Source organism: Aeromonas sp. ASNIH4 (assembly GCF_002934425.1).
GTDB lineage: Bacteria > Pseudomonadota > Gammaproteobacteria > Enterobacterales > Aeromonadaceae > Aeromonas > Aeromonas hydrophila.
The window spans coordinates 2,491,768-2,518,263 of the sequence record NZ_CP026217.1 but is presented as its reverse complement, the minus strand read 5'-3'; the positions used below and the strand labels follow the sequence as shown (position 1 = coordinate 2,518,263).

24 protein-coding genes are annotated in these 26,496 nt (G+C 62.3%); 12 read left to right on the top strand and 12 right to left on the bottom strand.

From position 1 onward, the window contains the following. Positions 1–6 precede the first annotated feature (6 nt). From araG to araC, 3 genes are all read left to right on the top strand, one after another. On the top strand, positions 7–1,506 hold the full coding sequence (araG, locus tag C2U40_RS11515; protein WP_103828252.1) for an L-arabinose ABC transporter ATP-binding protein AraG: 1,500 nt from the start codon (positions 7–9) through the stop codon (positions 1,504–1,506). Between the two features lie 48 nt (positions 1,507–1,554). Then, the gene (araH, locus tag C2U40_RS11510; RefSeq protein ID WP_103828251.1) at positions 1,555–2,556 is read left to right on the top strand and encodes an L-arabinose ABC transporter permease AraH; all 1,002 of its coding nucleotides are present in this window, start codon (positions 1,555–1,557) and stop codon (positions 2,554–2,556) included. A gap of 144 nt (positions 2,557–2,700) precedes the next feature. Then, entirely contained in the window at positions 2,701–3,612 is a 912-nt protein-coding gene (araC, locus tag C2U40_RS11505; protein ID WP_045790020.1) for an arabinose operon transcriptional regulator AraC, read from the top strand. 94 nt (positions 3,613–3,706) lie between these two features. Here the strand turns inward: araC and C2U40_RS11500 are convergent, their stop codons facing one another. Then, positions 3,707–4,612 (bottom strand): LysR family transcriptional regulator, encoded by a 906-nt coding sequence (locus tag C2U40_RS11500; protein ID WP_085735117.1) that lies wholly within the window; start codon positions 4,610–4,612, stop codon positions 3,707–3,709. Positions 4,613–4,735: 123 nt separating this feature from the next. Here C2U40_RS11500 and C2U40_RS11495 point away from each other — a divergent pair, with 123 nt between their 5' ends. Then, a complete protein-coding gene (locus C2U40_RS11495) occupies positions 4,736–5,602 on the top strand; it encodes a pirin family protein (protein ID WP_103828250.1) in 867 nt (288 codons plus the stop codon). A gap of 50 nt (positions 5,603–5,652) precedes the next feature. Here the strand turns inward: C2U40_RS11495 and ykgO are convergent, their stop codons facing one another. Continuing rightward, positions 5,653–5,778: a type B 50S ribosomal protein L36 gene (gene ykgO / locus C2U40_RS11490; RefSeq protein ID WP_005300174.1), complete on the bottom strand. Its 126-nt coding sequence runs from the start codon at positions 5,776–5,778 to the stop codon at positions 5,653–5,655. After that, positions 5,775–6,044, bottom strand: a complete 270-nt coding sequence (locus C2U40_RS11485; protein ID WP_010634187.1) for a type B 50S ribosomal protein L31 — start codon at positions 6,042–6,044, stop codon at positions 5,775–5,777. The genes ykgO and C2U40_RS11485 overlap by 4 nt, the downstream gene beginning before the upstream one ends. Before the next feature lie 256 nt (positions 6,045–6,300). Between C2U40_RS11485 and C2U40_RS11480 the strand changes: the two genes are divergently transcribed. Continuing rightward, the gene (locus C2U40_RS11480; RefSeq protein ID WP_011705785.1) at positions 6,301–6,549 is read left to right on the top strand and encodes a DinI family protein; all 249 of its coding nucleotides are present in this window, start codon (positions 6,301–6,303) and stop codon (positions 6,547–6,549) included. Between the two features lie 135 nt (positions 6,550–6,684). Here the strand turns inward: C2U40_RS11480 and C2U40_RS11475 are convergent, their stop codons facing one another. The 5 genes from C2U40_RS11475 to dcuC all read right to left on the bottom strand — a co-directional run bounded on the left by C2U40_RS11475 (position 6,685) and on the right by dcuC (position 13,153). Further along, positions 6,685–7,506 (bottom strand): DUF2927 domain-containing protein, encoded by an 822-nt coding sequence (locus tag C2U40_RS11475; RefSeq protein WP_103828249.1) that lies wholly within the window; start codon positions 7,504–7,506, stop codon positions 6,685–6,687. Between the two features lie 24 nt (positions 7,507–7,530). After that, entirely contained in the window at positions 7,531–8,034 is a 504-nt protein-coding gene (locus C2U40_RS11470) for a M48 family metallopeptidase (protein ID WP_011705787.1), read from the bottom strand. A 138-nt stretch (positions 8,035–8,172) separates the two neighbouring features. After that, positions 8,173–9,816 (bottom strand): hypothetical protein, encoded by a 1,644-nt coding sequence (locus tag C2U40_RS11465; RefSeq protein ID WP_181014854.1) that lies wholly within the window; start codon positions 9,814–9,816, stop codon positions 8,173–8,175. Positions 9,817–10,011: 195 nt separating this feature from the next. Further along, positions 10,012–11,670, bottom strand: a complete 1,659-nt coding sequence (locus C2U40_RS11460) for a bifunctional metallophosphatase/5'-nucleotidase (RefSeq protein ID WP_103828247.1) — start codon at positions 11,668–11,670, stop codon at positions 10,012–10,014. Between the two features lie 130 nt (positions 11,671–11,800). Continuing rightward, positions 11,801–13,153: an anaerobic C4-dicarboxylate transporter DcuC gene (gene dcuC / locus C2U40_RS11455; protein ID WP_016350497.1), complete on the bottom strand. Its 1,353-nt coding sequence runs from the start codon at positions 13,151–13,153 to the stop codon at positions 11,801–11,803. A 335-nt stretch (positions 13,154–13,488) separates the two neighbouring features. On the opposite strand from dcuC, the gene C2U40_RS11450 reads away from it, so the two are divergent. Next, on the top strand, positions 13,489–14,088 hold the full coding sequence (locus tag C2U40_RS11450; RefSeq protein ID WP_162275670.1) for a DUF922 domain-containing Zn-dependent protease: 600 nt from the start codon (positions 13,489–13,491) through the stop codon (positions 14,086–14,088). An 82-nt stretch (positions 14,089–14,170) separates the two neighbouring features. Here C2U40_RS11450 and mnmC read toward each other — a convergent pair whose 3' ends face one another. Beyond that, positions 14,171–16,189 (bottom strand): bifunctional tRNA (5-methylaminomethyl-2-thiouridine)(34)-methyltransferase MnmD/FAD-dependent 5-carboxymethylaminomethyl-2-thiouridine(34) oxidoreductase MnmC, encoded by a 2,019-nt coding sequence (gene mnmC, locus C2U40_RS11445; RefSeq protein WP_181014853.1) that lies wholly within the window; start codon positions 16,187–16,189, stop codon positions 14,171–14,173. A 90-nt stretch (positions 16,190–16,279) separates the two neighbouring features. Here mnmC and fabB point away from each other — a divergent pair, with 90 nt between their 5' ends. Beyond that, positions 16,280–17,491 carry a beta-ketoacyl-ACP synthase I gene (gene fabB / locus C2U40_RS11440; RefSeq protein ID WP_016350500.1) on the top strand — a complete coding sequence of 404 codons (1,212 nt, stop codon included), beginning with the start codon at positions 16,280–16,282 and terminating at the stop codon, positions 17,489–17,491. 59 nt (positions 17,492–17,550) lie between these two features. On the opposite strand, the gene C2U40_RS11435 is transcribed toward fabB, so the two are convergent. From C2U40_RS11435 to C2U40_RS11425, 3 genes are all read right to left on the bottom strand, one after another. Beyond that, positions 17,551–18,045 carry a GNAT family N-acetyltransferase gene (locus C2U40_RS11435; RefSeq protein WP_103850974.1) on the bottom strand — a complete coding sequence of 165 codons (495 nt, stop codon included), beginning with the start codon at positions 18,043–18,045 and terminating at the stop codon, positions 17,551–17,553. Positions 18,046–18,157: 112 nt separating this feature from the next. After that, complete coding sequence (locus tag C2U40_RS11430) at positions 18,158–18,484, bottom strand: DUF4377 domain-containing protein (protein ID WP_103826762.1); 327 nt, start codon at positions 18,482–18,484, stop codon at positions 18,158–18,160. A gap of 94 nt (positions 18,485–18,578) precedes the next feature. After that, a complete protein-coding gene (locus tag C2U40_RS11425; RefSeq protein WP_005300205.1) occupies positions 18,579–19,865 on the bottom strand; it encodes a citrate synthase in 1,287 nt (428 codons plus the stop codon). Positions 19,866–20,289: 424 nt separating this feature from the next. On the opposite strand from C2U40_RS11425, the gene sdhC reads away from it, so the two are divergent. The 5 genes from sdhC to sucA all read left to right on the top strand — a co-directional run bounded on the left by sdhC (position 20,290) and on the right by sucA (position 26,451). Continuing rightward, positions 20,290–20,679, top strand: a complete 390-nt coding sequence (sdhC, locus tag C2U40_RS11420; RefSeq protein ID WP_011705795.1) for a succinate dehydrogenase cytochrome b556 subunit — start codon at positions 20,290–20,292, stop codon at positions 20,677–20,679. Then, positions 20,673–21,017, top strand: coding sequence for a succinate dehydrogenase, hydrophobic membrane anchor protein (gene sdhD / locus C2U40_RS11415; protein ID WP_011705796.1), 345 nt, complete (start codon positions 20,673–20,675; stop codon positions 21,015–21,017). Before sdhC ends, sdhD begins: the two co-directional genes overlap by 7 nt. A gap of 1 nt (position 21,018) precedes the next feature. Further along, entirely contained in the window at positions 21,019–22,785 is a 1,767-nt protein-coding gene (gene sdhA, locus C2U40_RS11410) for a succinate dehydrogenase flavoprotein subunit (RefSeq protein WP_011705797.1), read from the top strand. A gap of 16 nt (positions 22,786–22,801) precedes the next feature. Further along, positions 22,802–23,518: a succinate dehydrogenase iron-sulfur subunit gene (locus C2U40_RS11405; RefSeq protein ID WP_011705798.1), complete on the top strand. Its 717-nt coding sequence runs from the start codon at positions 22,802–22,804 to the stop codon at positions 23,516–23,518. 122 nt (positions 23,519–23,640) lie between these two features. Next, positions 23,641–26,451 carry a 2-oxoglutarate dehydrogenase E1 component gene (gene sucA / locus C2U40_RS11400; protein ID WP_181014687.1) on the top strand — a complete coding sequence of 937 codons (2,811 nt, stop codon included), beginning with the start codon at positions 23,641–23,643 and terminating at the stop codon, positions 26,449–26,451. Positions 26,452–26,496 lie beyond the last annotated feature (45 nt).

Genomic DNA, 26,496 nt, shown 5'->3' with positions numbered 1-26,496 from the left:
TGAAACATGAATCAGTCAGTTCCTTATCTGGAGTTTTGCGGCATCAGCAAGGAGTTTCCCGGCGTCAAGGCGCTGAAGAACGTCTCCTTCTGCTGCCAGCAGGGCACGGTGCACGCGCTGATGGGGGAAAACGGCGCGGGCAAGTCCACCCTGCTCAAGATCCTGAGTGGCTTTCAATCGCCCACCACCGGGGCGGTGAAGCTGGCCGGCCAGGAGCGGGTCTTTCAGAGCACGGTCGATGCGCTGGAGAGCGGGATCGCCATCATCTATCAGGAGTTGCACCTGGTGCCCGAGATGACGGTGGCCGAGAACATCTACCTCGGTCAGCTGCCGACCCGGCGCGGCGTCATCGATCGGGAGAAGCTCTATCAGGATGCGGCCAGGCAGCTGGCGCGCCTCGGCATGGATGTCTCCCCCGAGACGCCGCTCAAGTACCTGTCGCTCGGGCAGTGGCAGATGGTGGAGATCGCCAAGGCGCTGACCCGGGATGCCAGCGTCATCGCCTTCGACGAGCCGACCAGCAGCCTGTCGTCCCGCGAGATCGAGCAGCTGTTTCGGGTCATCCGCCAGCTGCGTGACGAGGGCAAGGTCATTCTCTACGTCTCCCACCGGATGGACGAGATCTTCGCCCTGTGCGATGCCATCACGGTCTTCAAGGATGGCCAGTTCGTGCGCACCTTCGCCTCCATGGCCGAGGTGGACCGGGATCTGCTGGTCAAGACCATGGTGGGGCGCGAGCTGACCGACATCTATGGCTACAGCCCAAGGCCGCTCGGCGAGGCGGGCCTCAAGGTAGATAACCTGATGGGGCCTGGGCTCAAGGCGCCGGTATCGTTCGAGGTCAAACGCGGGGAGATCCTCGGCATCTTCGGGCTGGTGGGGGCCGGGCGCAGCGAGCTGATGAAGCTCATCTTCGGCGCCGACAAGATGCACAGCGGCGAGATAGCGGTGTTCGGCAAGCCGGTGGTCATCGGCAGCCCCATCGACGCCATTCGCAGCGGCATCATGCTCTGCACCGAAGACAGGAAGGCGCTCGGCATCATCCCCATCCACTCGGTGCAGGAGAACATCAACATCAGTGCCCGCCGTCACCACGCGTGGGGGGGCTTCTGGATCAACCAGCAGTGGGAAGACGAGAACGCGAGGCTGCGGATCCGCGACATGCGGGTCAAGACTCCGTCTCCCCAGCAGGCCATCATGAACCTCTCCGGCGGCAACCAGCAGAAGGCCATTCTGGGGCGCTGGCTCTCCGAGGACATGAAGGTCATCTTGCTCGACGAGCCGACCCGCGGCATCGACGTCGGGGCAAAGAACGAGATTTACAACGTGATTTACGATCTGGCCAAGGTGGGCATCGCCGTGGTGGTGGTATCCAGCGAGCTGCCGGAAGTGCTGGGCATCGCGGATCGGATCATGGTCATGCGGGAGGGGGAGATCGCCGGCGAGCTTTCCCACGACGAGGCCAACGAGGTCAAGGCGCTCAATCTGGCCATGCCGGCCCGTTGATCTGCTGACCGCAACGAGATAGCACCCGGAATTTTCAGGAGAAATACCATGACAACTACTACCTCAGTCGGCCAGGTCGCCAGCGCCGCGACGGCCAGCGGCTCCCGTCTGCAACTGGCCCGCGTCTGGGATCAATACGGCATGCTGGTGATCTTCGCCATCCTGTTCCTGCTGGCCTGCGTGCTGGTGCCCAACTTCGCCAGCCTGATCAACATGCGCGGGCTCGGGCTCGCCGTCTCCATGTCGGGCATGGTGGCCTGCGGCATGCTGTTCTGCCTCGCCTCCGGCGAGTTCGACATGTCGGTGGGCTCCGTGGTGGCCTGCTCCGGCGTCGCCTGCGCGGTGGGCATCAATGCCACCGAGAGCATCACGGTGGGCATCCTGGCCGGCATGTCGGTGGGGGTACTGTTTGGCCTCATCAACGGCATAGTCGTGGCCAAATTCAAGATCAATGCCCTCATCACCACCCTGGCCACCATGCAGATGGCGCGCGGGGTGGGCTACATCATCTCCGACGGCAAGGCGGTGGGCATCGTGGAGGAGCGTTTCTTCGAACTCGGCAACTCCGCCCTGCTCGGCATCCCGACCCCGGTCTGGCTGACCGCCGTCTGCTTCGTGCTGTTCGGCCTGCTGCTCAACAAGACCACCTTCGGCCGCAATACCCTGGCCATGGGGGGCAATGAGGAGGCGGCGCGTCTGGCTGGCGTCAACGTGGTGCGCACCAAGATCATCATCTTCACCATGACCGGGCTGATTGCCTCCATCGCCGGCATCATTCTCGCCTCGCGCATGACCTCGGGCCAGCCGATGACCTCCATCGGCTTCGAGCTGGTGGTGATCTCCGCTTGTGTGCTGGGAGGGGTCTCCATGAAGGGGGGGATCGGCAAGATTTCCTACATCATCGCCGGGGTGCTGATCCTGGGGCTGATGGAGAACGCCATGAACCTGCTCAACATCTCCCCGTTTGCCCAGTACGTGGTGCGTGGCCTCATCCTGCTCGCCGCCGTGCTGTTCGACCGCTACAAGCAGGTACGCAAGGCGCGTATCTGATCCCTGTCCAACCATGCAGGCCCGCGTGCTGCGGGCCTGCAGAGGGTTACTTTATGGCGCGCGATGCATCCCGTTGTGAGCCAGTTCACCAATTTCACACGGCGCCACGCGCCGGATAGCGCGTTCCCAAGGTGAGTCTTTACAATGGCCCAAGCCGATTTTTTTACCCAAGCGCTGTTTTCTGCCATGTCCTCGATGCAAAAAGAGAAGCCGAAACAACTCAACCCCCTGCTGCCGGGTTACGCCTTCGACGTCTTCCTGGTCTCCGGCATGACCCCCATCGAGCAGGGGAGTGCGCTCGACTTCATCATCGACCGGCCCCAGGGGATGAAGGGCTTCATCGTCAATCTGACCATCAGGGGCAAGGGGCAGATCTTTCAGGGGGAGCAGGCTTTTACCGTGGAGCCAGGCGATCTGCTGCTGTTCCCGCCGGCGGCGGTGCACCATTACGGCCGGGCGCCGGATGCCCAGGCGTGGTACCACCGCTGGGTCTATTTTCGGCCGCGGGCCTACTGGGCCGACTGGCTCAAGTGGCCGCAGGTGACGGAGCGGGTGGGGCGATTGCAACTGGCGGACGCCGCCTTGCTCGCCGAGTTCGATGCCCTCTTCCTCGACATCGAAGAGACCCACCAGCAGCTGCGGCCCATGTCTGAGCAGCTCGCCATGAACCTGCTGGAGCGGCTGCTCATTCGCTGCTACGAAGCATCCTCCCTGGATGCCTATCCCGCCATCGACCACCGGGTTCACCAGGCGTGCCAGATCCTGAGCGAGTCGCTCTGCGCCGAGATCTCGGTGGAGGCGCTGGCGGAGCAGGTGTTCTTGTCCCCCTCGCGCCTCGCCCACCTGTTTCGCGAGCAGGTGGGGGTGAGCATAGTGCGCTGGCGCGAGGATCAGCGCATCATGCGGGCCAAGCTGCTGCTGCAGACCACGCCGCTGTCGGTGGCCACTATCGGCCAGCAGGTGGGCTATGACGATCAGCTCTACTTCTCGCGGGTGTTTCGAAAGCGGGTGGGGGTCAGCCCCACCGAATACCGCAAATGCGCCACCCCGCTGTGACCCCACTTGCCTGAGGTGGCGGCCTATCTTGTCCCTTCAGCGTCCACCCCATGACGGGGTGGCTGCCTGGGGCTGGGGGCCGCTGCTTTTGTCATCACTCCTCGTCGATGGCGGCGAAGCGCTCCACCAGATAGTCGATCAGTGCTCGCACCGAGGGGAGCAGGCCGCGCCGGGAGGGGAACACGGCGTGGATGAGCTCGGGCTTCGGCTCCCAGGCAGGCACCACCTTGACTAGGGTGGCGGCGCTCAGCTGCTCCTGCACCATCAACAGCGGCAGTTGCACCACCCCGACCCCGGCCAGCGCCGCACTGCGCAGCGCCACCATGTCGGTGGTGACGAAGCGGGGCTGGTGGGTGAGGTCGGCATGCGCCCCCTGCGGCCCGAACAGCGACCAGAGGTAGTGCTGCCGCGGCGCCCCCAGCCCCATGCTGGGCCAGCCGTGCAGATCCGCCGGTGCGGCGGGCAAGCCCCGCTGTGCGACGAGTGCCGGGCTGGCCACCAGGCACTGGCGACGCTGCGCCAGTATCCGGATCACCAGCTCGCTATCCTGCAGCGGCGGTGGCCTGACCCGGATGGCCACATCGACCCCTTCGGCGATGGGGTCGACCCGCCGATTGGTTCCTTCCAGCTCGACCCTGATCTGCGGGTGACGGGCCATGAAATCCGCCAGCATGGGGCCGATATGGGTGTGCAGCAGGGCGATGGGGCAGCTCATGCGGATGAGCCCGCAGGGCTCGGCCCGGGTCATCTCGATGGCGGCCTGCGCCGCCTCGGCCTCCACCAGCATCGCCTTGCAGTGCTCGTAATAGGTGCGGCCCAGCTCGGTCACCGCAAACTGGCGGGTCGAGCGCTGGAGCAGCCGCACGCCGAGCCGCTCTTCGAGCTGCGCTATCCGGCGGCTGAGGCGGGATTTGGGCATGCCGATGGCGCGGCCAGCGGGGGCAAAGCCGCCGTGATCCACCACCTGGACGAAATAGTAGAGATCATTCAGATCCTGCATAGGGTGTCCTCATCGTTCCAAAAATAGGACGCTGATGCCCAATTTAGCAGTCTACCCACCCGTTCGTCTCGAAACTATGCTGTCTCCAGTGTTCAATTCCACCGGATATGTCAGGAGCGACAGATGAAAAAGATCCTCGGCGTTTACAGCGCACCCCGTCCTCACTGGGTAGGCGACGGCTTTCCCGTCCGCTCTCTCTTCTCCTACAGCAGCCACGGCAAGCAGCTGAGCCCCTTCCTGCTGCTCGACTATGCCGGCCCGGCCAACTTTACGCCGACCAGCCAGCCGCGCGGGGTGGGTGAACATCCCCATCGCGGTTTCGAGACGGTGACCATCGTCTACAAGGGCGAAGTGGCGCACCGGGATTCGACCGGTCGGGGCGGCGTGATAGGCCCGGGTGACGTGCAGTGGATGACCGCCGGCGCCGGTATCCTGCACGAGGAATTTCACGCCCCGGCGTTCAGTGAGTCGGGCGGTGAGCTCGAGATGGTGCAGTTGTGGGTGAATCTGCCGAGCCGGCACAAGATGACGCCGCCCGGTTACCAACCCATCCTGGCGGGCGACATTCCGACGGTGGCACTGGCCAGCGACGCGGGGTCGGTGCGGGTCATCGCCGGCGAGTTTGAGGGGGTCCGTGGCCCGGCCCATACCTTCAGTCCGCTGCATGTCTGGGATCTGCGTCTGGTGCAGGGCAGCGTCAGCACACTCGAGTTGCCCGAAGGCTGGACCGGCGCGCTCATCGTGCTCAAGGGGACCGTGCAGGTCAACGGCAGTGCCATCGCCCGGGAAGCGCAGATGGTGGTGCTGGACCGGGCAGGTCGGCAGGTGGTGATCGAGGCATACAGCGACGCCTCTGTGCTGCTGCTGAGCGGTGATCCCATCGAGGAGCCCATCGTGGGTCACGGGCCCTTCGTGATGAACAGCCATGAGGAGATAGTGCAGGCCATCGATGACTTCAACAGCGGCAGATTCGGCGTGATGCCGGAGTGATAAATGGACAAGGCCCTCCCATGAGGGCCTTGTTTTTATGAGGCTGCGGATCAGCGCTGACGGGCTTTGAACCTGGGGTTGCTCTTGCAGATCACGAACAGCTTGCCGCGGCGGCGGACAATCTGGCAATCGGGGTGGCGCGACTTTGCTGATTTGAGGGAGGAGAGGACTTTCATGACTGCGCTTTTCCTTTGTTGAAGAACTGACCGAAACGCTGGCCGAAGCGGGCGACCTGACCTTCCTTGCTGACCTGCTTCTGCTTGCCGGTATAGAAGGGGTGTGAAGCACTGGAGACATCCAGCGTCACATAGGGGTAGGTGTTGCCGTCTTCCCACAGCTTGGTGCGATCGGTCTTGAGGGTGGAACCCACCAGAAAATAGGTGTTGGCGGTCAGGTCGTGGAACAGAACCTGACGGTACTCGGGGTGAATGTCGGGACGCATGATGCTGGCCTCATGATTTGGTTGTTATAACATAACAAATAAATCATGCCTTTGTTGAGAATAGATATCAACAATTTTTTGTCTTGTTTGGTGATGGGGTAATACCACCGAGCGAGGTTCTGCCTCCCCGGCAAGCGGGGTAACCGGCCGGGTTTGGTGATGTCGCTGCAGGGTTGGCAACAAGAGGTTGATGACGGGCTTTACTTTTGATTTTTACTGTATAAAAATACAGTTATAAATCATGGAGAAGTATCCTATGCGTCTGGAAATCATCATCGACAAAAAACATCAGGTGCCCACCTCGACCATGGAGGCGCTGCGTCAGGAGCTGCTCAAGCAACTGGGCGAAAAGTTCCCCGACCTGCATGTGCGAGTCGCCCCCGGCAGCGCCATGGCACTGACGGTCAGCCGCGCCAGCAAGGAGGACAAGGAGCTGGCAGAAGCCATGGTGCAGGAGGTGTGGGAGAATGCAGACAGCTGGATGCCGGAGAGTGTTGCCTCCTGATCCCGGTGGCCGGGATTTTATCTAGCGCCTCTCTTGCCGAACAAAAAACGCAGCCCAAGGCTGCGTTTTTTGTGGCTGGTAGGATGAGCTCCCAAGCTGCTCGTACGTCATCCCTCAGCCTTTAATCCTCAACCGTCAAAGCCCGGCCCAGCGTTTGAGGCTGTTGATCTGCACCCGCTGATCGGCCTGGGCAATGTCGCCGCTGGCGCGCAGTGCCTTGAGGGCAACGGGCAGGGCGGCCCGCACTTCGCTGGCCGTCATGCCGGCCTGCAGGGCCGGGTGATAGGCAAGCTTGAGCAGCACGTAATCGAGTCCGGTCGGGAAGCTGTCGATGCTGTTGTCGTTGAAGATGGAGGGGAACACCTTGTCCGAATCGTTGGGCAGTCCCATCACCTGGGTGAGCTCCTCCACCACGCAGTCGAGAAAGCGCCCCTTGGCCCGGCTGTAATCCACCGGAATGATGATGGTGGCACGGGCCATCTCGCGGCGGGTATTGGTGGTGAAGTTGGCCATGCAGAGCCCTTCCTTGAGCGCGGTCTTGACGGAGGCATCCTGCCCCATGGTGCGCTTGGCCCAGCTCGCCATCTTGGCGCGTTCGGTCATGATCAGGGTGATGTTGGGCCGCTCGCTGACCAGGGCAATGGGGCGGCCTATGATGCCGGCCAGATGCTGGCTCTGTATTCTGACCACCTCGCTTTGCAGCGCCTTGTCGCCAAATTCGTTGACCAGCTTGAGCCGGATGGGCTGTTCCCAGCGGGAGAAGTGCACGTTCTGTTCGTGGCCGTACTCCCGCTTCATGGCGACCTCGAAGAAACTCTCGGTGAGATAGGCATCGCTCTGCCAACGCTCGGCGGCTTGCAGCCAGGGGCTCAGCAACAGGAGTGCCGCCAGCCAGCGGCCGAGCGGCCGGCGCCAGCCTGAGTGGCGCACGGCAAGGTAACGGCGCAATGAAGTCATGTCTCCTCCTTGAAACAGTCGGGATCAGCGCGTGGCCCGTTCGAGATCGCGCCAGGTGAGCCAGAGCCGCAGATCAAACTCCAGTTGATGATAGTCCGGCTCCATATGCTGACAGAGCTGATAAAAGCCCTTGTTGTGATCCTTCTCCTTCAGGTGGGCCAGCTCGTGCACCACGATCATCTTCAGGAAGGCCGGGTGGGCCTCCTTGAACAGGGCGGCGATGCGGATCTCGTTCTTGGCCTTGAGCTTGCTGCCCTGCACCCGGCTCACATAGGTGTGCAGGCCGAGGGCATCCTTGATCACGTTGATCTTGCCGTCGAAGATCACCTTGGAAAGCGGCGCCGAGCTTTTCAGGTAGCGGTTCTTCAGCTCCATGGTGTAGGCGAGCAGCGCCTTGTCACTCTGGATGAGGTGGGTCTCTGGATAACGCTTGGCCAGCACGTCCCCCAGCTTGCCCGCCGCGATCAGCTGTTGCACCTGGGCCTTGAGGGGCTCCGGGTAGCCACCGAGGTAGGTCAGTTCCGCCATGTCTGCATTACTCGTCATATCAAAAGAGCGCCATTGTAGTCAGCGCGTCGCCGCTTGCCTACCGTTTCAGGCCTTGCCTTTGGCGCAATGAAAAGGGCCGTCATCGCGGGATGACGGCTCTGTTCGGTCAAGGAGGGCTCAGCGCCTGCGATAGAGGCCCGGATCCACCTCTTCATACTGGCTCACCAGATATTGATAGAAGGCGAGACTGGAGGGGGAGCTGGGCTTCTTGAGCTCATCGGCCACCCGATCCGGCTTGGCGATGATGAACTTGGGACTCTGGCGCTTGAGGTCGGCCAGTACCCGCTCGCGCACGTCGTAGGGCGGGTTGACGTTGGCAAAGAACAGGTAGGCGGAGGCCGGCTGGCGATCGGTCCAGAGGTAATATTGCGGCTGGATGCCGTCCACCCAGATCTTGTCGGTGGGGCTGGTTTCGGCCTTGATGCGATCGACCCGTACCTGGGCCGGCGGGTTGAACGGCGTGCCCTTCAGGGTGCCTTCCCAGGCATTGTTGAGCAGCAGTGCCAGCATGGCGAGCGAAGCGAGCCAGGGGGTGGCGCTGCGCACATCCCAGGCGCGCCACAGGGGCACCAGGATGAGCACCGGCAGGGCCCACAACAAGCTGTTGCCGAGCACTTCACGCACCCGCTCCAGCGACCACTCCTTGGTGCTCCAGCCGTAACCCAGCTGCTGGGCCAGCAGCCAGCTGGCGGTCAGCACCACCAGCGAGATGCAGAGCAGGCCGAGGCCATCGGCCTGCTGTTCGCTGCGATCCAGCAGGCAGGCGAGCGGCAGCAGGGCCAGCGGCAGATAGAGCACATCGTAGTGATCGAACACGTGGCCGGAGACCGAGTTGGCGATGAGGGTGAAGATGACCCCAAACAGGGTGGCGCACAGGGCCGGCAGATACCACTCCTGACGGCGCCCCATCATCAGCACGATGAAGGCGGGCAACAGCATGATGAGGCCGGTACGCAGCAGGCCGACGCTGCCCACATCAGGTGAGAAGCCGTTGCCGTAGCTCCCCTCGAAGAAGATGTCGAAGGCGTAGTATTTGAATTCGGCCAGCAGGTTGTGATGCTGGAAGTAGGCCAGCAGCGGGCCGCCGACGAGCGCCAGCCCCAGCAGGCTGGAGCAGAGCAGGGAGAGGGCGCAGCGCCACTGTTCGCGCAGGCACCAGTGGCAGAACAGCACCAGATACCAGGCACCCCAGAAGGCGCCGTTGTTGGTGCGCATCCAGGCCACGATGGCAAAGGTGAGCGCGGCCACCAGCGCCGGTCCCCAGCTGCAGCGCTTGTCCAGCAGCATGGTGATGAAGGCCCACTGGGCGATGAGGGCCAGATGGAACGTCCAGTCCTCGGTCATGTTGCCGTAGTAGTAGCGGGTGCCATAGAGCGCCAGTACCGCCAGCATGCTGCCGAGCCGGGCCCGCAGCGAGAGGCCGAGCTGACCAAACGCCTGCCAGCTGGCCAGCAGCCCCAGCCAGCAGAGTGCCCACTCCAGCAGCCAGATCCCGAAGAAGCCGCCGAGGCCGTAGCCGAGGGCGTCGAGGGCGAAGATCATGGGGCCCTTGATGTCGATCATGTCCTGGTACAGCACGCCCCCTTCGCTCCACATCTTGCCCATCACCGCAAACAGCGAGGCGTCAAAGCCTGGCGCCATGCCGTGGAACAGCGGGTTGCGCAGGCAGAACAGCAAGGCCAGCAAGCCGGTGAGCAGGATCACCAGCGGCCGCAGGCCCGGATTGACGCGAGGAGGGGTAAAACGGATGGCATGATTCATGGGTGACCTGTTCCTGCTGGGAAGTCTCGAAAGCGGGCCTATCTTGCCGAGCCTGACAGCACGATGCAATGGGCGAGGGGAATGTGCTTGAAATAATTTGTAAAAGTGCCGCTTTACGGCATGAAAGCGGCACGTTTTCTGACAAAACCGGCTAAAGCGACCTGGCGGGCCACCGCCAAGTGGTCCGCCAGGTCATCATCGGGTAGACGGCCCCTGATACTCCACCAGTGCCGGCGTGGCGGCGAGCTCGGGCAGATAGCGGGCCCAGCGGATGAAGGCATCCGCCAGAGTGATGCCGAGCTCCTGGTTGTGCTGGGTCAGGGTGCGGGCCAGCGCGGTATAGCCCTCCTTGCCGGAGGCGGTGTAGGCGCTGGAAACCCCCCGATAGATGGCATCGGCCTCGACCGGCTGCCACTGGCCGGGGGCGCGCTCCCACTCCAGCCGGGTGATCCGGCGCCCCTTGGGCTGGTCCGCCTGATAACAGAAGCGCACTCCGGCGGTATAGGGGAAGCTGCCGCTGCCATTGCCCGTCACGCCGTTGTTGGTGGCATTGTCGATGGCCCCCTCCAGCGCCTCGGCCAGCTCATGGCCGTGCACCCGATAGAGGATGAGCGGGATGGCGAAGGGCAGCAGACGGCCGGCGATGTCCGCTTCGCTGAGCGGCCCGGGCTCGAGGGAACAGCGCACCCCGCCGGCATTGTGCAGGGCGAAGTCCACCTGACCGACCTGCTCGCGGGCCCCGGCCAGCATGGCGCTGGCCACCAGGGGCGCCACCTGGCTGCCGGCCGGCAGGCTGGCATCGGGCAGCCGCTGATGGTGCAGCGGCCCACCAAGGCGGGTCACGATGCGCTGGGTCATGGTCTCGAGCTCGGGCCGGTAGCGTTTGGCCAGCAGTTGCTCGAGCGCGGGCGCCGGCTCGCAAAAGTGCAGCCCGGCCGGCGGTGTCGAGGCAAACGGCCAGGGCTGCCAGGGCAGCCACTCCAGCTGGCCACGGCTGCGCGCTACCCGGCCGTGCTGGTCAAACGTCAGTTCGCACACCCCGAGGCAGAGGGCGCTGTGGGCGGCATGCAGGATGGCGACGCCGTTTCGCATCAGCGGATAGTTGCCCTCGCTCGCCAGACCGAGCGGCGCCAGATCCCCCAGCTGGCTGTGGGTGTGGCCACCGATGATGAGGCTGAGCTCGGGGAAATGCTCGGCCAGCTGTTTGTCCTGCTCCAGCCCCAGGTGGCTCAGCAGGATGATGTGGCGGATGCCGGCGGCCTTGATCTCTGCCAGCGCGGCCTTCAGGGTCTGCTCGATGCCGTGAAAGCGGGTATGGGGATCGGGGCTAGCGATGGCGGCCATCTGCGGCAGCGTGATGCCGAGCAGGGCGAAGGGCACGCCGTCGATGATGCGCTGGTGCCAGGGACGGCTGGCGTCATACAACTGGGGCAGACCGCGCAGCCGCAGCTGGGCGTCGGCGGGCTCCTGGCTGCTGTCGAGGTTGGCGGCCAGCACCGGAAAGTCGAGCTGGCGCAAAAATTCCACCAGCGGCCCGTTGCCCAGATCGAACTCGTGATTGCCGATCACCATGGCGTCTGGTTGCAGCAGGCTGAGTAGGTCAGCGTTGGCGCGTCCCTTGAAGCGGTTGAAATAGAGCGAGCCCTGGAAGGTGTCACCGCCGTGCAGGAACAGGCAGGTCTGACCCGCCGCATCGGCTTGTCGGCGCAAGGCGTTGAGCCGGGTCAGGATGCGGGCGTAGCCACCACACTGGGTGCGCCACTCGGACTTGCCTGCGGGGGCGAAGCGCATGGGGGCGCCATCGAAATGGGAGTGGCAGTCACTGAAGTGGGCAAGTTGAACCGTAATACTCATCTCGGTCCTCCTTAGAGAAAAAAGAGCACCGAGTCTACTCCAATGGCGGGGGGAGATACCAGCCCGGCGGCAGGCCGGGCTGGTAGCGCGAGATAGAGGCGGGGCAGCCGCTCAGGGTGCCCCGGCCAATTTAGGCGGGCACCATGATCTGGGTGGCGAGGATCACCACCAGCAGGCCGACCGCGACCGGCACCGAGGTGCGCTTGACCACTTCGAACGGAGAGAGGTTGCCCATCCCCGCACAGGCGACCACCACCCCGGAGACCGGCGAGATGGTGCGGCCCAGGTTGGAGGCCTGCAGCATGGGGATCACCAGATAGGCGGGGTTGACGCCGAGGCTGGTGGCCAGATGGGGAATAAGCTCCACGAAGGCGTAGAAGGGGGCGTTGCCGGACCCCGTGGTAAAGGCGGCCAGGGTGGTGATGACCACCAGCACCAGCATGATGACGATGCCGCCGGTACCAAAGCTCTGGGCCAGATCCAGGAGGTTGGCGATGAAGCCGAGCCCCATCAGCCCCTGGGCAAACACCCCGGCTCCCACCAGCAGCATCACCACGCCGGCGAAGGCGTCGGCCATGCTGCGCCAGCACACCTGCAGCCCGTCCAGCAGCTCTTTGCCATTGCGTTTGCGGGCCAGCTCCAGCAGGGCGGCCAGCACCAGGCAAATGACGATGATGGTAACGATGTCGAGCTTGGGCCCGAGTTTGCCGTCAAACAGCAGCACCCCGATGATGGGGGTGAACGGCAGGATGGCGTAGAAGCCGGGGGCATCGGTGATGAGATCGCTCGGGGCGACCGCCTCGTTGTGCTCGCCGGCCTTCTGATCCAGATAGCGCTGCCAGAAGAAGTGGGTCACCGCCATGGCGGCGATGGCCACCAGCGAGATGGGCAGGGTCAGCTTGAAGGCAAAATCGAGCAGCTCCATGTTGGCGGCCTGGGCGGCCATCACCACGTCCCCGGAAGTGGGGGCCAGGATGATGGCGGCCGGCGAGGCGCACACCGCCGCCGCGGCGCCACGGGAGATCCCCATGTTGACCATCAGCGGGAACAGGGTGGCCATCAAGAGCACGCCAAGGCCGGTGGCGGAGCTCACCGCCAGCGACATGGCACAGGCCACCAGATAGGCGGCAACCAGCAGGATGTAAGGGGACTTGATGATGCCAAGCGGCTTGCTGGCGAGCTTCACCAAAATGGTGTTGGCGCCGATGTGGCTCATGTAGCCGGCAAAGCCGCACAGCACCATGATCAGCATGCCGAGGCCACCGCCCCGATCTACCAGCAGGAAGCGCACGTATTCGAAGATGTCGGTGGCCACGTGGCCGGTGGAGGTGACGCTGGTGGGCAGCACTGCCTTGCCCATCAGGGCTGTGATCGCCAGCAGCAGCAAGCCGCCGCTGAGCAGCACCCCGGTGGCCGAGTAGCCCTTGAAGATGTAGCGGCCCACAGCCAGGGTGACCAGGGTGCCGATAAGGAGTTCCATCATAGAGTGAGTTCCTGAGTACGAATGAAGGTGGATGCATTCCTGGCGTCAACTTGGAGGTTAATCTGGCCAATCCCGAAATGTATCGACATAAAACTCGGCGATTATTATTCAATAAGGGGTATCTCACCATGATGTTGCGCATCACTTGTGATCTTGCTTGCAAATCAATGGCGGTGCGGGGTTGCGACTTGTCAACCTGACACTTAGGCTTTGTGACGGGAGTAGGTGACAGTCGCGGGGATCGCGGTTAATCTCCTGCTTCGAGTATTAATGCGTTGATTATTAATTAAAATAACAACCCCGCCAGCAACGAGGTCAAGGCAGCAGAGATGGGAATGGTCAGCAAAGTTTTCATGGTGGCATTGATGTTGTTCGCCGCCACGGCCGGGGCCGAGAGTTCCCATTACACCGGTATCAAGGCGGTGCCTGACATCAAGGTCGACTTTCAGTTTTATCGGGTTTCCGGGCCGGACGTGGCGAGCCTGGCGCGCCAGATGACCAGCGCGGGCACAGCCCGGGCCAACGGCCACATCGGCATGGCCAGTTACCAACTCTCCTGGCAGTTGCAGACCCGTCCCGAGGCGCAGCGCTGCGAGCTGGAACAGGTCAGGGTCACCACCCGGATCAAGGTGATGGTGCCGAACTGGATGGACAAGGCCAGGGCCTCCGCCGCCGAGCGCCAGAAGTGGGACAAGCTGGTGGCCGCCATGTTCGATTACGAGAGCCGCCACAAAGATATCTTGCTGGAGAGCGTCAGCCAGCTCGGCATCCAGCTGGCACAGCTGCCGGTGGAGCGCGACTGCGCCGCCCTGGAATATCAGGCCTGGCAGCGGGGGCAGGGGGTGCTGGCCAGCTCGCGCCAACGTTTCAGCCAGTTGCAGCAGCAGACCGATCACGGTCGCAAGCTGGGGCTTAACTGGCCAAAGGGCATCTGAGCCCGACAGGATTTGAGCGAACAAAAAGGGCTCCCGTCGGGGAGCCCTTTTTGTTGTTGCGCCTGGCCGAACACCTTAGCGCTCACTGGAGCGGCTTGCCCTTGAGCAGCTTGCGCACCCAGTAGCGGGCCGGGTGGAGCGCCTCCAGCAGATCGGCTGCCAGCGGCAGTGGATCGCCACAGATCTCGCTGGCCAGCAGCTCGCCGCAAAGAGGGGCCGAGCAGAGCCCCCGCGAGCCGAGCGCCCCCAGCACATAGAGGCCGGGATGCAGCGGCAACGGCGCCGCGTTCTGCTGATCGGCCTGCAGTCCGGCGTAGTGATCCGCCAGGTTGGCCAAGCTGGCGACTGGCCCCGCCACCGGCAGGTGATCCCGGCTGGCACTGCGTACGCCGACCCGGGCCTGATTGCCGCTCACATCCACCTCGGCGGGCCAGGCCTGCTGCGGCAGGCAGGCTTGCAGCCGCGCCTGGTTCTGGGCCTGCTCGTCGGCGCGAAACCCGAGGTCGGTCTGGTTGCGGCCATAGCTGGCACCGATGCAGTGGTGATCGTGGTGGGCCGGGGTGAGGTAGCCATCGTAACAGAGCACGGTGTTGAGCTTGCTCAAGCTCACCGAGGTCGGCACATGGCTCACCTGGCCGCGCACCGGATAGAGCGGCAGCTCGGCAAAGGGGATGAGCGCAGGCAACTGATGGCCGGCGGCCACCACCAGATTGGGGGCTTGCCAGCGGCGCCCGTCACGGCTCTCGATCAGCCAGCCATCGGCCTGTTCGGCCATGGCGACCACCTCGGTATTGAAAACCACCTCAAGTAGCCCGCTGGCTTGTGCTTCCTTGATGGCGGCGCGGGTGAGATCCGCCGGGCAGAGCCAGCCCCCCTGCGGATAGCTGACACCACCGTGACCGCAGGGCAGGCCGACCACTTGCTCAACCTCTGGCTCGGAAAGTACCTGCATCAGCTCGGGCGGGAAGGGGCCTTGCGCCATCTTGGCCAGCTTGGCGGCGGACTTGTCGTCATAGCCGAGCTGGGTGACGCCGCACAGCGAGAAGGCGACGGGGTGGCGCTCGGCCAGGGCCAGCAGCCGCTGGCGCGCAAAGCCGAAGGCCAGCGAATAGAAGCGCGACAGCGCATCGTGCTCGCCGTTGAGCAGCGGGTAGAGGGCTCCCTGCCGGTTGCCGGAGGCGCCGGTCGCGGGCTCGCCATCCTGGCACAAGAGCGTCACCTTGCGGCCCCGCTCCACCAAGGAGAGCGCCGTCATGGCCGAGGCGATGCCGCCACCGATGATCAGCACCTCGCCCGCGCGGCTGGCAGGTCTGGCATACCAGGGGGCGATGGTCTGCTGTGGTTGTTTCTCTGCGCGCTCCCCGGCCAACATCTCCCGCTTGCTGCCGTGTCCTTTCACCTTCTGCATGGCAAAACCGGCGGCAATCAGGCCGCGGCGCACGAAGCCGGCACAGGTAAAGGTGGCGATGGTGGCGTGGGGACGCGCGAGGCGGGCCAGGCCGTCGAACAACGCTTGCGTCCACATCTCCGGGTTCTTGGCGGGGGAGAAGCCATCCAGATACCAGGCGTCCACCAGCCCGTCTGCCGGGTGGGGCACCTGGGGCAGCATCTCCTTGATGTCGCCAAACCAGAGGTCGAGCCGGATGCGGCCGCCGGCAAAGAGCAGCCGATGACAGCCTGCGACGGGCAGCGGCCACTGCTCGATGAGGGGCTGGCTGAAGGTGGCGAGCTCTGGCCAGGCGGCCAGCGCCTTGCGCAGATCCTCTCGGGTCAGCGGGTATTTCTCGAAGCTGATGAAGTGGAGGCGGGCACCGTTGCCGGATTGGGGCGCCTGTTCCAGAAAGGCGGCCATTGTCGCCAGAAAGTTAAGACCTGTGCCGAAACCTGTCTCACCTATCACGAAAATGTCACTATCGTGATGCGAAAATCGCGCTGGCAGCCGATTTTGCTGCAAAAAGACGTAGCGGGTTTCACTTAGACCGTTATCATTGGAAAAGTACACATCCCCGAACTCACTGGAGACTGGAGTTCCCGCTTCATTCCAGTCCAATCGGGCATGATGTAAGGATGTTTGACTCACGTTTTCCTCTGCTCGCGTCACAAAATCGCGGGCATTCTACGTGAAAGCAGACCAGTTTGGCAGCCGAAAGCGGGTAGACTTGGCGCCAGTTTTTCCAGACGAGATGAATTAATGAGAAGAGCAGTGATCACCGGTATCGGCGTCATCTCCAGTATCGGCAACAACAAGGAAGAAGTGCTGGCCTCCCTGAAAGCAGGCAAATCTGGCATCACCTATTCCGAGCAGTTCGAACAGTACAACCTGCGCAGCCGTGTCTGGGGTAACATCAAACTCGACCCGTCTGAACTGATCGACCGTAAAGTCATGCGTTTCATGGGCGATGCAGCGGCTTATGCCTATCTCTCCATGCAACAGGCCATCGAAGACGCCGGTTTGCCGGAAGAGATGGTGTCCAACGAGCGTTCCGGTATCGTGACCGGCTCCGGTGGCGCCTCCGGCAAGAACACCTCCGAGTCTGCGGATATCGCCCGCGAGAAGGGCGTCAAGCGTGTGGGCCCCTACATGGTGCCGCGCACCATGTCCTCCACCACCTCCGCCTGCCTGGCCACCCCGTTCAAGATCAAGGGTGTCAACTACACCATCAGCTCCGCCTGCGCCACCTCTGCCCACTGCATCGGTCACGCTCTGGAACTGATCCAGCTCGGCAAGCAGGACATCGTCTTCGCCGGCGGCGGCGAGGAGCTGGACTGGTCTTCCACCATCCAGTTCGATGCCATGGGCGCCCTGTCCACCAAGTACAACGACACCCCGGAAAAAGCCTCCCGTACCTATGATGCGGATCGCGACGGTTTCGTCATCTCCGGTGGCGGCGGCATCCTGGTGGTCGAGGAGCTGGAACACGCCCTGGCCCGTGGTGCCCACATCTATGCCGAGATCACCGGTTACGGTGCCACCTCCGATGGCTACGACATGGTCGCGCCGAGCGGTGAAGGCGCGGTGCGTTGCATGAAGATGGCGATGCAGGGTGTCGGCAAGGTGGATTACATCAACACCCACGGTACCTCCACTCCGGTCGGTGATACCAAGGAGCTGGAAGCCATCCAGACCCTGTTTGGCAGCAATGCGCCCAAGCTCTCCGCCACCAAGGCCATGACCGGTCATGCCCTGGGTGCTGCCGGCGTGCACGAGGCCGTCTACTCCCTGCTGATGATGGAACACGGCTTCATCGCCCCCAGCATCAACATCGAAACCCTGGACGAGAAGGCCGAAGGCCTGCCCATCGTGCGCGCGTACGAAGAGGCGGATCTCAATACCGTCATGTCCAACAGCTTCGGCTTTGGCGGGACCAACGCCTCCTTGGTGTTCAGCAAGTTCAAGGCTTGATGAGTCCACCATGAGTCGAAAAAAAGGCGCCGCAAGGCGCCTTTTTCATTGGGTGATCGTCAGCCCCGTTGCGGGAGTGGCAGCCGCATGTAGGTCGCGCCCTCGCCATATTCGGTGAGGGACTTGCGAGTACTGGCCGGCTGGAAGCCCTGCTTGCGCCAGAAGGCCGGCGCATCCTGTACCGCCACCAGACCGGCATGCTCAAACCCTTCGTCTGCGGCAAACGCGAGGGCGGTGGCGAGCAGCCGCTGCCCTATGCCCTTGCCGCGGGCCTGCCGTGAGACGGCGAGATCGTGCAGATAGAACTCGTCGTTGCCGGCCAGGCGCTGAATGGGGACGGAGAGGGGCGGGGGCTGGTGGGCACGCCAGGGGTGGCAGAGCAAATAGCCCAGCACCTGGCCTTGATGTTCGGCCACCCAGCAGCAGGCGGGGGCCAGTTCGGCCTTGTTGCTCATGACTTCGATGGGTTCAGGATCCAGCTGGTGATAACACTCGTTCTGAATGGCCATGATGGCGGGCCAGTCGTTGGCCCGGGTCGTGCGGATCTTGATCATAGTGGTAGGGCATGGCTGCCCGAAAACGCTGATTAAACAATGGATTCGTCAACCAGCGTACCAGAACCGGGTCATGAACTGAACAATCATCTCCAAACGATGCCTTTTTTGATCAGCGCGCCGCCTGTTTGCTGACGACCTTGATGAGCTGGTAGCGCAGGGAAGGGGCATCTGCCGGCACATCGGTGAGCTGCTGCTTGCTGACGGTCAGCTGATAGCGGTAGCCGGGTTCAAACTGAAAGCCTTCAATCTGCTGATAGAACAGGGTCCAGGGCTGCTGCTCGTCACTGCGCACCTGCATGCACTGCATGGGGCCGACGCCAACGCAGTGTACCAGCTGGCTGTTGACGTAGAGGGTCTCGCCTGCGGTTGGCGTGGGGGCGCTTTGACAGGCGCTGAGCAGCAGGGCGGCACTGGCGCTGAGGAACAGTGGTCTCATGATGAACTCCTTCGATGGAAAGGGGGGCATTAGAGCGGCAAATAAAAAGGCGGTCAATGACCGCCTTTGTAACAAAAAATCCGAGACCCGTGACTCAACGCTGGTCGAGCGGGGTGAACTCGCGTTGCGGCTGACCGGTATAGAGCTGACGCGGACGGCCGATCTTCTGATCCGGATCCGAGTGCATTTCGTTCCAGTGGGCAATCCAGCCGATGGTACGGGAGATGGCGAAGATCACGGTGAACATGGACATGGGGATGCCGATGGCCTTCATGATGATGCCGGAGTAGAAGTCCACGTTCGGGTAGAGCTTCTTCTCGATGAAGTAGGGGTCGGAGAGCGCGATGCGCTCCAGCTCCATGGCCACGTCCAGCAGCGGATCCTTGATCTGCAGCTCGGTCAGTACCTCGTGACAGGTTTCGCGCATCACGGTGGCACGGGGGTCGTGGTTCTTGTAGACCCGGTGGCCGAATCCCATCAGACGGAACGGATCGTTCTTGTCCTTGGCCTTGGCGATGTACTCGGGAATGCGGTCAACCGAGCCGATCTCCTCGAGCATCTTGAGGCAGGCTTCGTTGGCACCGCCGTGGGCCGGTCCCCACAGGGAGGCGATCCCCGCGGCGATACAGGCAAACGGGTTGGCGCCGGAGGAGCCGGCCAGACGCACGGTGGAGGTGGAGGCGTTCTGCTCGTGGTCCGCATGCAGGGTGAAGATGCGGTCCATGGCGCGTTCGACGATGGGGTTGACCTTGTACTCTTCGGTCGGCACGCCAAACATCATGTGCAGGAAGTTGCCTGCATAGGAGAGGGCGTTACGCGGCTGCATGAACGGCTGACCGATGGAGTACTTGTAGCACATGGCGGCCAGGGTCGGCATCTTGGAGAGCAGACGGAAGGCGCAGATCTCGCGATGCTCTTCGTTGTTGATGTCGAGGGCATCGTGATAGAAGGCGGAGAGCGCACTGACCACGCCGCACATGACGGCCATGGGGTGGGCATCGCGACGGAAGCCGCGGAAGAAGAAGGCAATCTGCTCGTGCACCATGGTGTGGCGGGTGACCAGACGTTCGAATTCCGTGTACTGCGCCTTGGTGGGCGCCTCGCCGTACAGCAGGATGTAGCAGACTTCCAGATAGCTGGCCTGGGTGGCCAACTGGGCGATGGGGTAACCACGGTGCAGCAAGACACCCTGATCGCCATCTATGTACGTAATGGATGATTTGCAAGAACCGGTTGCCATAAAACCGGGGTCGAAGGTGAAGTACCCTTGCGCGCCCAGTTTTCTGACATCGATCACGTCGGGTCCGACAGTTCCTGACAGGATCGGGAGTTCTACCGGGTCTTTACCGGGTAGATGTAGGGTGGCTATCTTATCAGCCATAGCACGTCTCCTTTGCTCTTTTATAATTTGATTCCAGCTCTACTTTATTACGAGTTTGATGACGCTGGCAAAGGTTCTGACCCGTACCAGGGCGGCTGGAGCGCCTTATTTGAAACAGAGTTCAGGGCTGTTGTCAATTTTGCTGGATGATCATTAATGATTTGTTAAATGAGTTGTGAGATCTGGTTTACGGTTTTGGGTTTTCTTTGTAGCTAATTGATTGTCATTGGTTAAGCCCGCCGATATACTGCGCCTCGTGGGTGATGGCTGTCGGTGTTTGAAACGCTTTCGCAAAGCTAGATGTGATATTGAAAATGTTATTTTTGGCTTTCCTGAGTTGTTTTGGTAACAAAAACCTAACAAATGCCACTCCATGCCCTCATAAGCGTGTAAAAACAATAACTAACGTGCTCAATGGAGCTGAGTGGGCAAAGCCGTGAAAAATAAACAGAGACCTGTAAACCTCGACCTACAGACGATCAGCTTTCCTGTCACCGCCATCGCTTCCATCTTGCATCGTGTCTCAGGGGTCATCACCTTTGTGGCGCTCTCAATCTTGCTGTGGATGCTTGGTACTTCACTCGCCTCTCCCGAAGGATTTGAGACCGTGGTGTCCATCATGGACAACTTCCTGGTCAAATTCGTGTTGTGGGGGATCCTGACTGCGCTGGCTTACCACATTGTGGGCGGACTGCGTCACCTGGTCATGGACATGGGCTATTGGGAAGAGCTGGAATCCGGTAATCAGAGTGCCCGTGTGGCCTTCGTGATCACCGCGGTTTTGGCGGTATTGGCGGGGGTACTGGTATGGTAACCAATTCTGCAACCTTCGGGCGCAGCGGCGTTCACGATTACATCCTGATCCGCGCCACCGCCCTCATCATGACCTGTTATGTCCTCTACCTGGTGGGCTTTGTCGCGTTCAACGACATCAGCTACGAGGTGTGGACCGGCTTCTTCGCCAAAACCTTCACCAAGGTGTTCACCCTGTTGGCGCTGCTGTGCGTACTGATCCACGCCTGGATCGGTCTGTGGCAGGTGCTGACCGACTATATCAAGCCGGTGGGGTTGCGCGGTGCGCTGCAATTTGCCCTGGTAGTGGTGCTGTTCGTCTACCTGATGACCGGCTTCGTTGTACTGTGGGGGGTGTAAGGTGACTATTCCAACTCGTGAATTTGATGCGGTGGTGATCGGTGCCGGTGGCGCCGGCATGCGCGCCGCGCTGCAGATTGCCCAATCCGGCAAGAGCTGCGCTCTGTTATCCAAGGTATTCCCGACCCGTTCTCACACGGTTTCTGCCCAGGGCGGGATCACGGTTGCGCTGGGCAATGCCCACGACGACAACTGGCAGTGGCACATGTACGACACCGTCAAGGGCTCCGATTACATCGGTGATCAGGAAGCCATTGAATACATGTGCAAGACCGGCCCCGAGGCCGTTTATGAACTGGAGAACATGGGCCTGCCCTTCTCCCGCTTCGACAACGGCACCGTCTATCAGCGTCCGTTTGGCGGCCAGTCCAAGAATTTCGGTGGCGAGCAGGCGGCCCGTACCGCGGCGGCAGCCGACCGTACCGGTCACGCCCTGCTGCACACCCTCTATCAGCAGAACGTCAAGAACAAGACCACCGTCTTCTCCGAGTGGTATGCGCTGGATCTGGTGAAGAACCAGGACGGCCACATCGTCGGCTGTACCGCCATCGACATGGAGAGCGGGGAAGTCGTGTACTTCAAGGCCAAGGCCACGGTACTGGCCACCGGCGGCGCCGGTCGCATCTACCAGTCCACCACCAACGCCCACATCAACACCGGTGATGGCGTCGGCATGGCGCTGCGCGCCGGGGTCGGCGTGCAGGACATGGAGTTCTGGCAGTTCCACCCGACCGGCATCGCCGGGGCAGGGGTGCTGGTGACCGAAGGGTGCCGCGGTGAAGGCGGCTACCTGCTCAATAAAGACGGCGAGCGCTTCATGGAGCGTTATGCGCCGAACGCCAAGGATCTGGCCGGTCGCGACGTGGTGGCCCGTTCCATCATGATCGAGATCCGCGAAGGTCGTGGCTGCGACGGTCCCTGGGGCCCACACATCAAGCTCAAGCTGGATCACCTCGGCAAAGAGGTGCTGGAATCCCGTCTGCCGGGCATCTGCGAGCTCTCTCGCACCTTCGCCCACGTGGATCCGGTCAAAGAGCCCATCCCCATCATTCCGACCTGCCACTACATGATGGGCGGCGTGCCGACCAACGTGAACGGCCAGTGCCTGACCCAGGACAAGGACGGCAACGATGTGCCGGTGGTCGGTCTGTTTGCGGTGGGCGAAATCGCCTGCGTCTCGGTGCACGGAGCCAACCGTCTGGGCGGCAACTCGCTGCTGGATCTGGTGGTATTTGGCCGCGCCGCCGGCATGCACCTGGTCAACACCCTGAGCGAGATGGAGCACGGCCGCGCCGCCTCCGACGCCGATATCGACGCCGCACTGTCCCGCTTCAACCGTTGGGAAAATTGCCGTGACGGTGAAGACCCGGTGCAGATCCGCAAGGACCTGCAGCGCTGCATGCAGAACAACTTCTCCGTATTCCGGGAAGGCGATGCCATGGCTGAAGGGCTGGCCGAGCTGAAACTCATCCGCGAGCGCCTCAAGAACGCCCGTCTGGACGACACCTCCAAGGAGTTCAACACCCAGCGCATCGAGTGCCTGGAGCTGGACAACCTGATGGAGACGGCCTATGCCACCGCGGTTGCTGCCAACTTCCGTACCGAGAGCCGGGGCGCCCACAGTCGCTTCGATTTCCCGGAGCGTGACGATGAGAGCTGGCTGTGCCACAGCCTCTATCATCCGGACACCGAGTCCATGACCCGTCGCGCTGTCAACATGTCACCCAAGACCCGTGAGGCGTTCCCGCCCAAGGTCCGGACTTACTGATTGCGGAGCTAGCCCTATGAACGTCACATTCTCTGTCTACAGATACAATCCGGATGTTGATAACGTCCCCCATATGAAGGAATATCGTCTTGATATTCCTGAAGGTTCCGACATGATGGTGCTCGACGCACTGATCCAGCTCAAAGAGCTGGATCCCACGCTCGCCTTCCGCCGCTCTTGCCGCGAAGGGGTCTGTGGATCTGATGGTCTCAACATGAATGGCAAGAACGGTCTTGCCTGCATCACCCCGCTCTCCGATCTGCTGAAGAAGGGCAATAACGTCGTTATCCGCCCCTTGCCAGGCCTGCCGGTGATCCGTGATCTGGTGATCGACATGACCCAGTTCTACACCCAGTGGGAGAAGGTCAAACCCTTCCTCATCAACGACGAAAAATTGCCGCCCGTGCGTGAGCACCTGCAATCCCCCGAAGAGCGCGCCAAGCTGGATGGCCTGTACGAGTGTATTCTCTGTGCCTGCTGCTCCACCTCTTGCCCCTCCTTCTGGTGGAACCCGGACAAGTTCATCGGCCCGGCCGGGCTGCTCGCCGCCTATCGCTGGCTGGCGGACAGCCGCGATACCGCGGCTACCGATCGACTGGGTAATCTGGATGACGCCTTCAGCGTGTTCCGTTGCCACGGCATCATGAACTGCGTGAACGTCTGTCCCAAGGGCTTGAACCCGACCAAGGCCATCGGTCAGATCAAGTCGATGCTGCTCAATCGGGCTGTTTAGTATCAGGGCCAGGGCGTCACGCGCCAGGCCCGACCTCTGGATAGCCATCCGTCACCATGGCTGGATGGCTATTTAAACCCTACAAGCTGCGCTGCAGTGAACAAGATGTACAAGGGATAGAAATGCATAACGGCGTGATGAAGGCCTGGTTGGAGTCATCTCACCTGGCTGGTGCGAATGCAAGCTATATTGAGGATTTGTACGAATCCTTTCTGGAAGACCCCGAGTCCGTAGCCGAAGAGTGGCGCAGCCTGTTTAGCTCGCTGCCCCAGGTCAATGGCCATGCGATAGAACAACCTCACTCCCGAGTCCGCGATTATTTCCGTCGCCTGGCCAAGGATCCCTCCCGCTACAGTGCCCCCGTCTCCGATCCGCAAGTGGATGCCAAGCAGGTGCGGGTATTGCAGCTGATCAACGCCTTCCGCTTCCGTGGCCATCAAAACGCCAATCTGGATCCGCTCGGCCTCTGGGCGCGTGAAACCGTTGCCGAACTGGATCCTGCGTTTCACAACCTGCAGGGCGCAGACATGGAGGCCACCTTCAACGTGGGCTCCTACGCCATCGGTCGCGAGACCATGGTGCTCTCCGATCTGTATGCCTCGCTGAAGAAAACCTACTGCGGCAGCATCGGCGCCGACTACATGCACCTCACCTCCACCGAGGAGAAGCGCTGGCTGCAACAGCGTCTCGAATCCATCGAAGGGACGGGCAGCTACACCCTGGAAGAGAAGACCCGCTTCCTCGAGAGCCTGACCGCCGCCGAAGGGCTGGAAAAATACCTGGGCGCCAAGTTCCCGGGAGCCAAGCGTTTCTCCCTGGAAGGGGGCGATGCCATGGTGCCCATGCTCAAAGAGCTTATCCGTCGCGCCGGTGAGCAGGGCTGCAAAGAGGCCGTCATCGGCATGGCCCACCGCGGCCGTCTCAACGTGCTGATCAACGTGCTGGGCAAACGCGCTCAGGACCTGTTCGACGAATTTGCCGGTAAACACGGCGAATCCTGGGGCACGGGTGACGTGAAGTACCACATGGGCTTCTCGTCCGACTTCGCCACCCCGGGCGGCAATGTCCACCTGGCGCTCGCCTTCAACCCGTCTCACCTCGAGATCGTCAACCCGGTGGTCATCGGCTCGGTCCGTGCCCGCATGGACCGTCGTGGTGACAAGGATGGCTCGACCGTACTGCCCATCACCATTCACGGTGACTCGGCCATGTCCGGTCAGGGCGTGGTGGCCGAGACCTTCAACATGTCCCAGACCCGTGCCTATGGCGTGGGCGGGACAGTGCGCATCGTCATCAACAACCAGGTGGGTTTCACCACCTCTTACCATCGTGATCTGCGCTCCACCGAATATTGCACCGACATCGCCAAGGCGGTACAGGCGCCGGTGCTGCACGTCAACGGGGATGATCCGGAAGCCGTGGTGCTGGTGACCCAGATTGCACTGGATTACCGCAACACCTTCAAACGCGACGTGGTGATCGAGCTGGTCTGCTACCGTCGTCACGGTCACAACGAGGCCGACGAGCCGAGTGCGACCCAGCCGCTGATGTACCAGAAGATCAAACAGCACCCGACCCCGCGCAAGATCTACGCCGACCAGCTGGTGGCGGAAGGCAGCATCAGTCAGGAGCTGGCCACTACCTTGGTCAACGAATATCGCGAGACCCTGGATCGCGGTGAGCGGGTGAGCAAGGAGTGGCGTCCGATGGAGCTGCACTCCGTCGACTGGACCCCTTATCTGGGCCACGACTGGGCCATGGCCTATGACAGCACAGTGCCGATGGATCATCTGAAGTCCCTCGGCGAGCGCATCAGCCAGTACCCGGCCACTCACGTGCTGCAGCGCCAGGTCGAGAAGATCTACGAAGACCGCCGCCTGATGGCCGCCGGCGAGAAGCTGCTGGACTGGGGCTTTGCCGAAACCCTGGCCTACGCCACCCTGGTGGACAAGGGCTCGCGCATCCGTTTCACCGGGGAAGACTCCGGCCGTGGCACCTTCTTCCACCGCCACGCCGTGCTGCACAGCCAGACCGATGCCAGCACCTACACCCCGCTGTGCAACCTGCACGACGAGCAGGGCCCGTTCGAGGTGTACGACTCCGTGCTGACCGAAAACGCGGTACTGGCCTTCGAATATGGCTACGCCAGCGCCGAGCCGGCCGGCCTCACCATCTGGGAAGCCCAGTTCGGTGACTTTGCCAACTGTGCCCAGGTGGTGGTGGATCAGTTCCTCTCCTCCGGCGAGCAGAAGTGGGGCCGGATGTGCGGCCTGACCATGCTGCTGCCGCACGGTTACGAGGGGCAGGGCCCGGAGCACTCATCCGCCCGTCTGGAGCGCTATCTGCAAATGTGCGCCCAGCACAACATGCAGGTGTGCGTCCCGTCCACCCCGGCGCAGGTGTTCCACATGCTGCGTCGCCAGGTGGTGCGCCCGATGCGCCGTCCGCTCATCGTGATGACGCCCAAATCCCTGCTGCGCCACCCGCTGGCGGTGAGCAAGCTCGAAGAGCTGGCCGAAGGCACCTTCCAGAACGCCATCGGCGAGATCGATGCGCTGGATCCGAAGGGCGTCAAGCGGGTGGTGTTCTGCTCCGGCAAGGTCTACTACGACCTGCTCGATGCCCGTCGCAAGGCCGAGCAGCAAGATGTGGCGCTGGTGCGAATTGAGCAGCTCTACCCCTTCCCGGAAGAGGAAGTGCGCGCCATCCTGGCCGACTACAGCCATGTCACCGACTTCGTCTGGTGTCAGGAAGAGCCGCAGAACCAGGGCGCCTGGTACTGCACCCGTCATCATTACGACAGCGTGCTGCCTAGCCATGCCCGTCTGCGTTATGCCGGTCGCCCGGCGTCGGCTTCACCGGCCGTCGGTTACATGTCAGTCCACGCCAAGCAGCAAAAAGCCCTGGTGGAAGACGCGCTGACCCTGGAATAAACCCGTTGCGAAGGAGAGGGCACGCCGCTGCGTCGACCCTCTCCG

What these genes read in the sequence shown, in the direction of transcription:
- ykgO (WP_005300174.1), bottom strand. Translation starts at nt 5,778, where the DNA reads ATGAAAGTCCTCTCCTCCCTCAAATCAGCAAAGTCGCGCCACCCCGAT.
- araC (WP_045790020.1), top strand. Translation starts at nt 2,701, where the DNA reads ATGGCCCAAGCCGATTTTTTTACCCAAGCGCTGTTTTCTGCCATGTCC.
- C2U40_RS11465 (WP_181014854.1), bottom strand. Translation starts at nt 9,816, where the DNA reads ATGAATCATGCCATCCGTTTTACCCCTCCTCGCGTCAATCCGGGCCTG.
- fabB (WP_016350500.1), top strand. Translation starts at nt 16,280, where the DNA reads ATGAGAAGAGCAGTGATCACCGGTATCGGCGTCATCTCCAGTATCGGC.
- C2U40_RS11500 (WP_085735117.1), bottom strand. Translation starts at nt 4,612, where the DNA reads ATGCAGGATCTGAATGATCTCTACTATTTCGTCCAGGTGGTGGATCAC.
- sucA (WP_181014687.1), top strand. Translation starts at nt 23,641, where the DNA reads ATGCATAACGGCGTGATGAAGGCCTGGTTGGAGTCATCTCACCTGGCT.
- C2U40_RS11480 (WP_011705785.1), top strand. Translation starts at nt 6,301, where the DNA reads ATGCGTCTGGAAATCATCATCGACAAAAAACATCAGGTGCCCACCTCG.
- C2U40_RS11495 (WP_103828250.1), top strand. Translation starts at nt 4,736, where the DNA reads ATGAAAAAGATCCTCGGCGTTTACAGCGCACCCCGTCCTCACTGGGTA.
- C2U40_RS11475 (WP_103828249.1), bottom strand. Translation starts at nt 7,506, where the DNA reads ATGACTTCATTGCGCCGTTACCTTGCCGTGCGCCACTCAGGCTGGCGC.
- araH (WP_103828251.1), top strand. Translation starts at nt 1,555, where the DNA reads ATGACAACTACTACCTCAGTCGGCCAGGTCGCCAGCGCCGCGACGGCC.
- C2U40_RS11425 (WP_005300205.1), bottom strand. Translation starts at nt 19,865, where the DNA reads ATGGCTGATAAGATAGCCACCCTACATCTACCCGGTAAAGACCCGGTA.
- sdhD (WP_011705796.1), top strand. Translation starts at nt 20,673, where the DNA reads ATGGTAACCAATTCTGCAACCTTCGGGCGCAGCGGCGTTCACGATTAC.
- C2U40_RS11405 (WP_011705798.1), top strand. Translation starts at nt 22,802, where the DNA reads ATGAACGTCACATTCTCTGTCTACAGATACAATCCGGATGTTGATAAC.
- C2U40_RS11460 (WP_103828247.1), bottom strand. Translation starts at nt 11,670, where the DNA reads ATGAGTATTACGGTTCAACTTGCCCACTTCAGTGACTGCCACTCCCAT.
- dcuC (WP_016350497.1), bottom strand. Translation starts at nt 13,153, where the DNA reads ATGATGGAACTCCTTATCGGCACCCTGGTCACCCTGGCTGTGGGCCGC.
- araG (WP_103828252.1), top strand. Translation starts at nt 7, where the DNA reads ATGAATCAGTCAGTTCCTTATCTGGAGTTTTGCGGCATCAGCAAGGAG.
- C2U40_RS11430 (WP_103826762.1), bottom strand. Translation starts at nt 18,484, where the DNA reads ATGAGACCACTGTTCCTCAGCGCCAGTGCCGCCCTGCTGCTCAGCGCC.
- C2U40_RS11450 (WP_162275670.1), top strand. Translation starts at nt 13,489, where the DNA reads ATGGTCAGCAAAGTTTTCATGGTGGCATTGATGTTGTTCGCCGCCACG.
- C2U40_RS11485 (WP_010634187.1), bottom strand. Translation starts at nt 6,044, where the DNA reads ATGCGTCCCGACATTCACCCCGAGTACCGTCAGGTTCTGTTCCACGAC.
- C2U40_RS11470 (WP_011705787.1), bottom strand. Translation starts at nt 8,034, where the DNA reads ATGGCGGAACTGACCTACCTCGGTGGCTACCCGGAGCCCCTCAAGGCC.
- C2U40_RS11435 (WP_103850974.1), bottom strand. Translation starts at nt 18,045, where the DNA reads ATGATCAAGATCCGCACGACCCGGGCCAACGACTGGCCCGCCATCATG.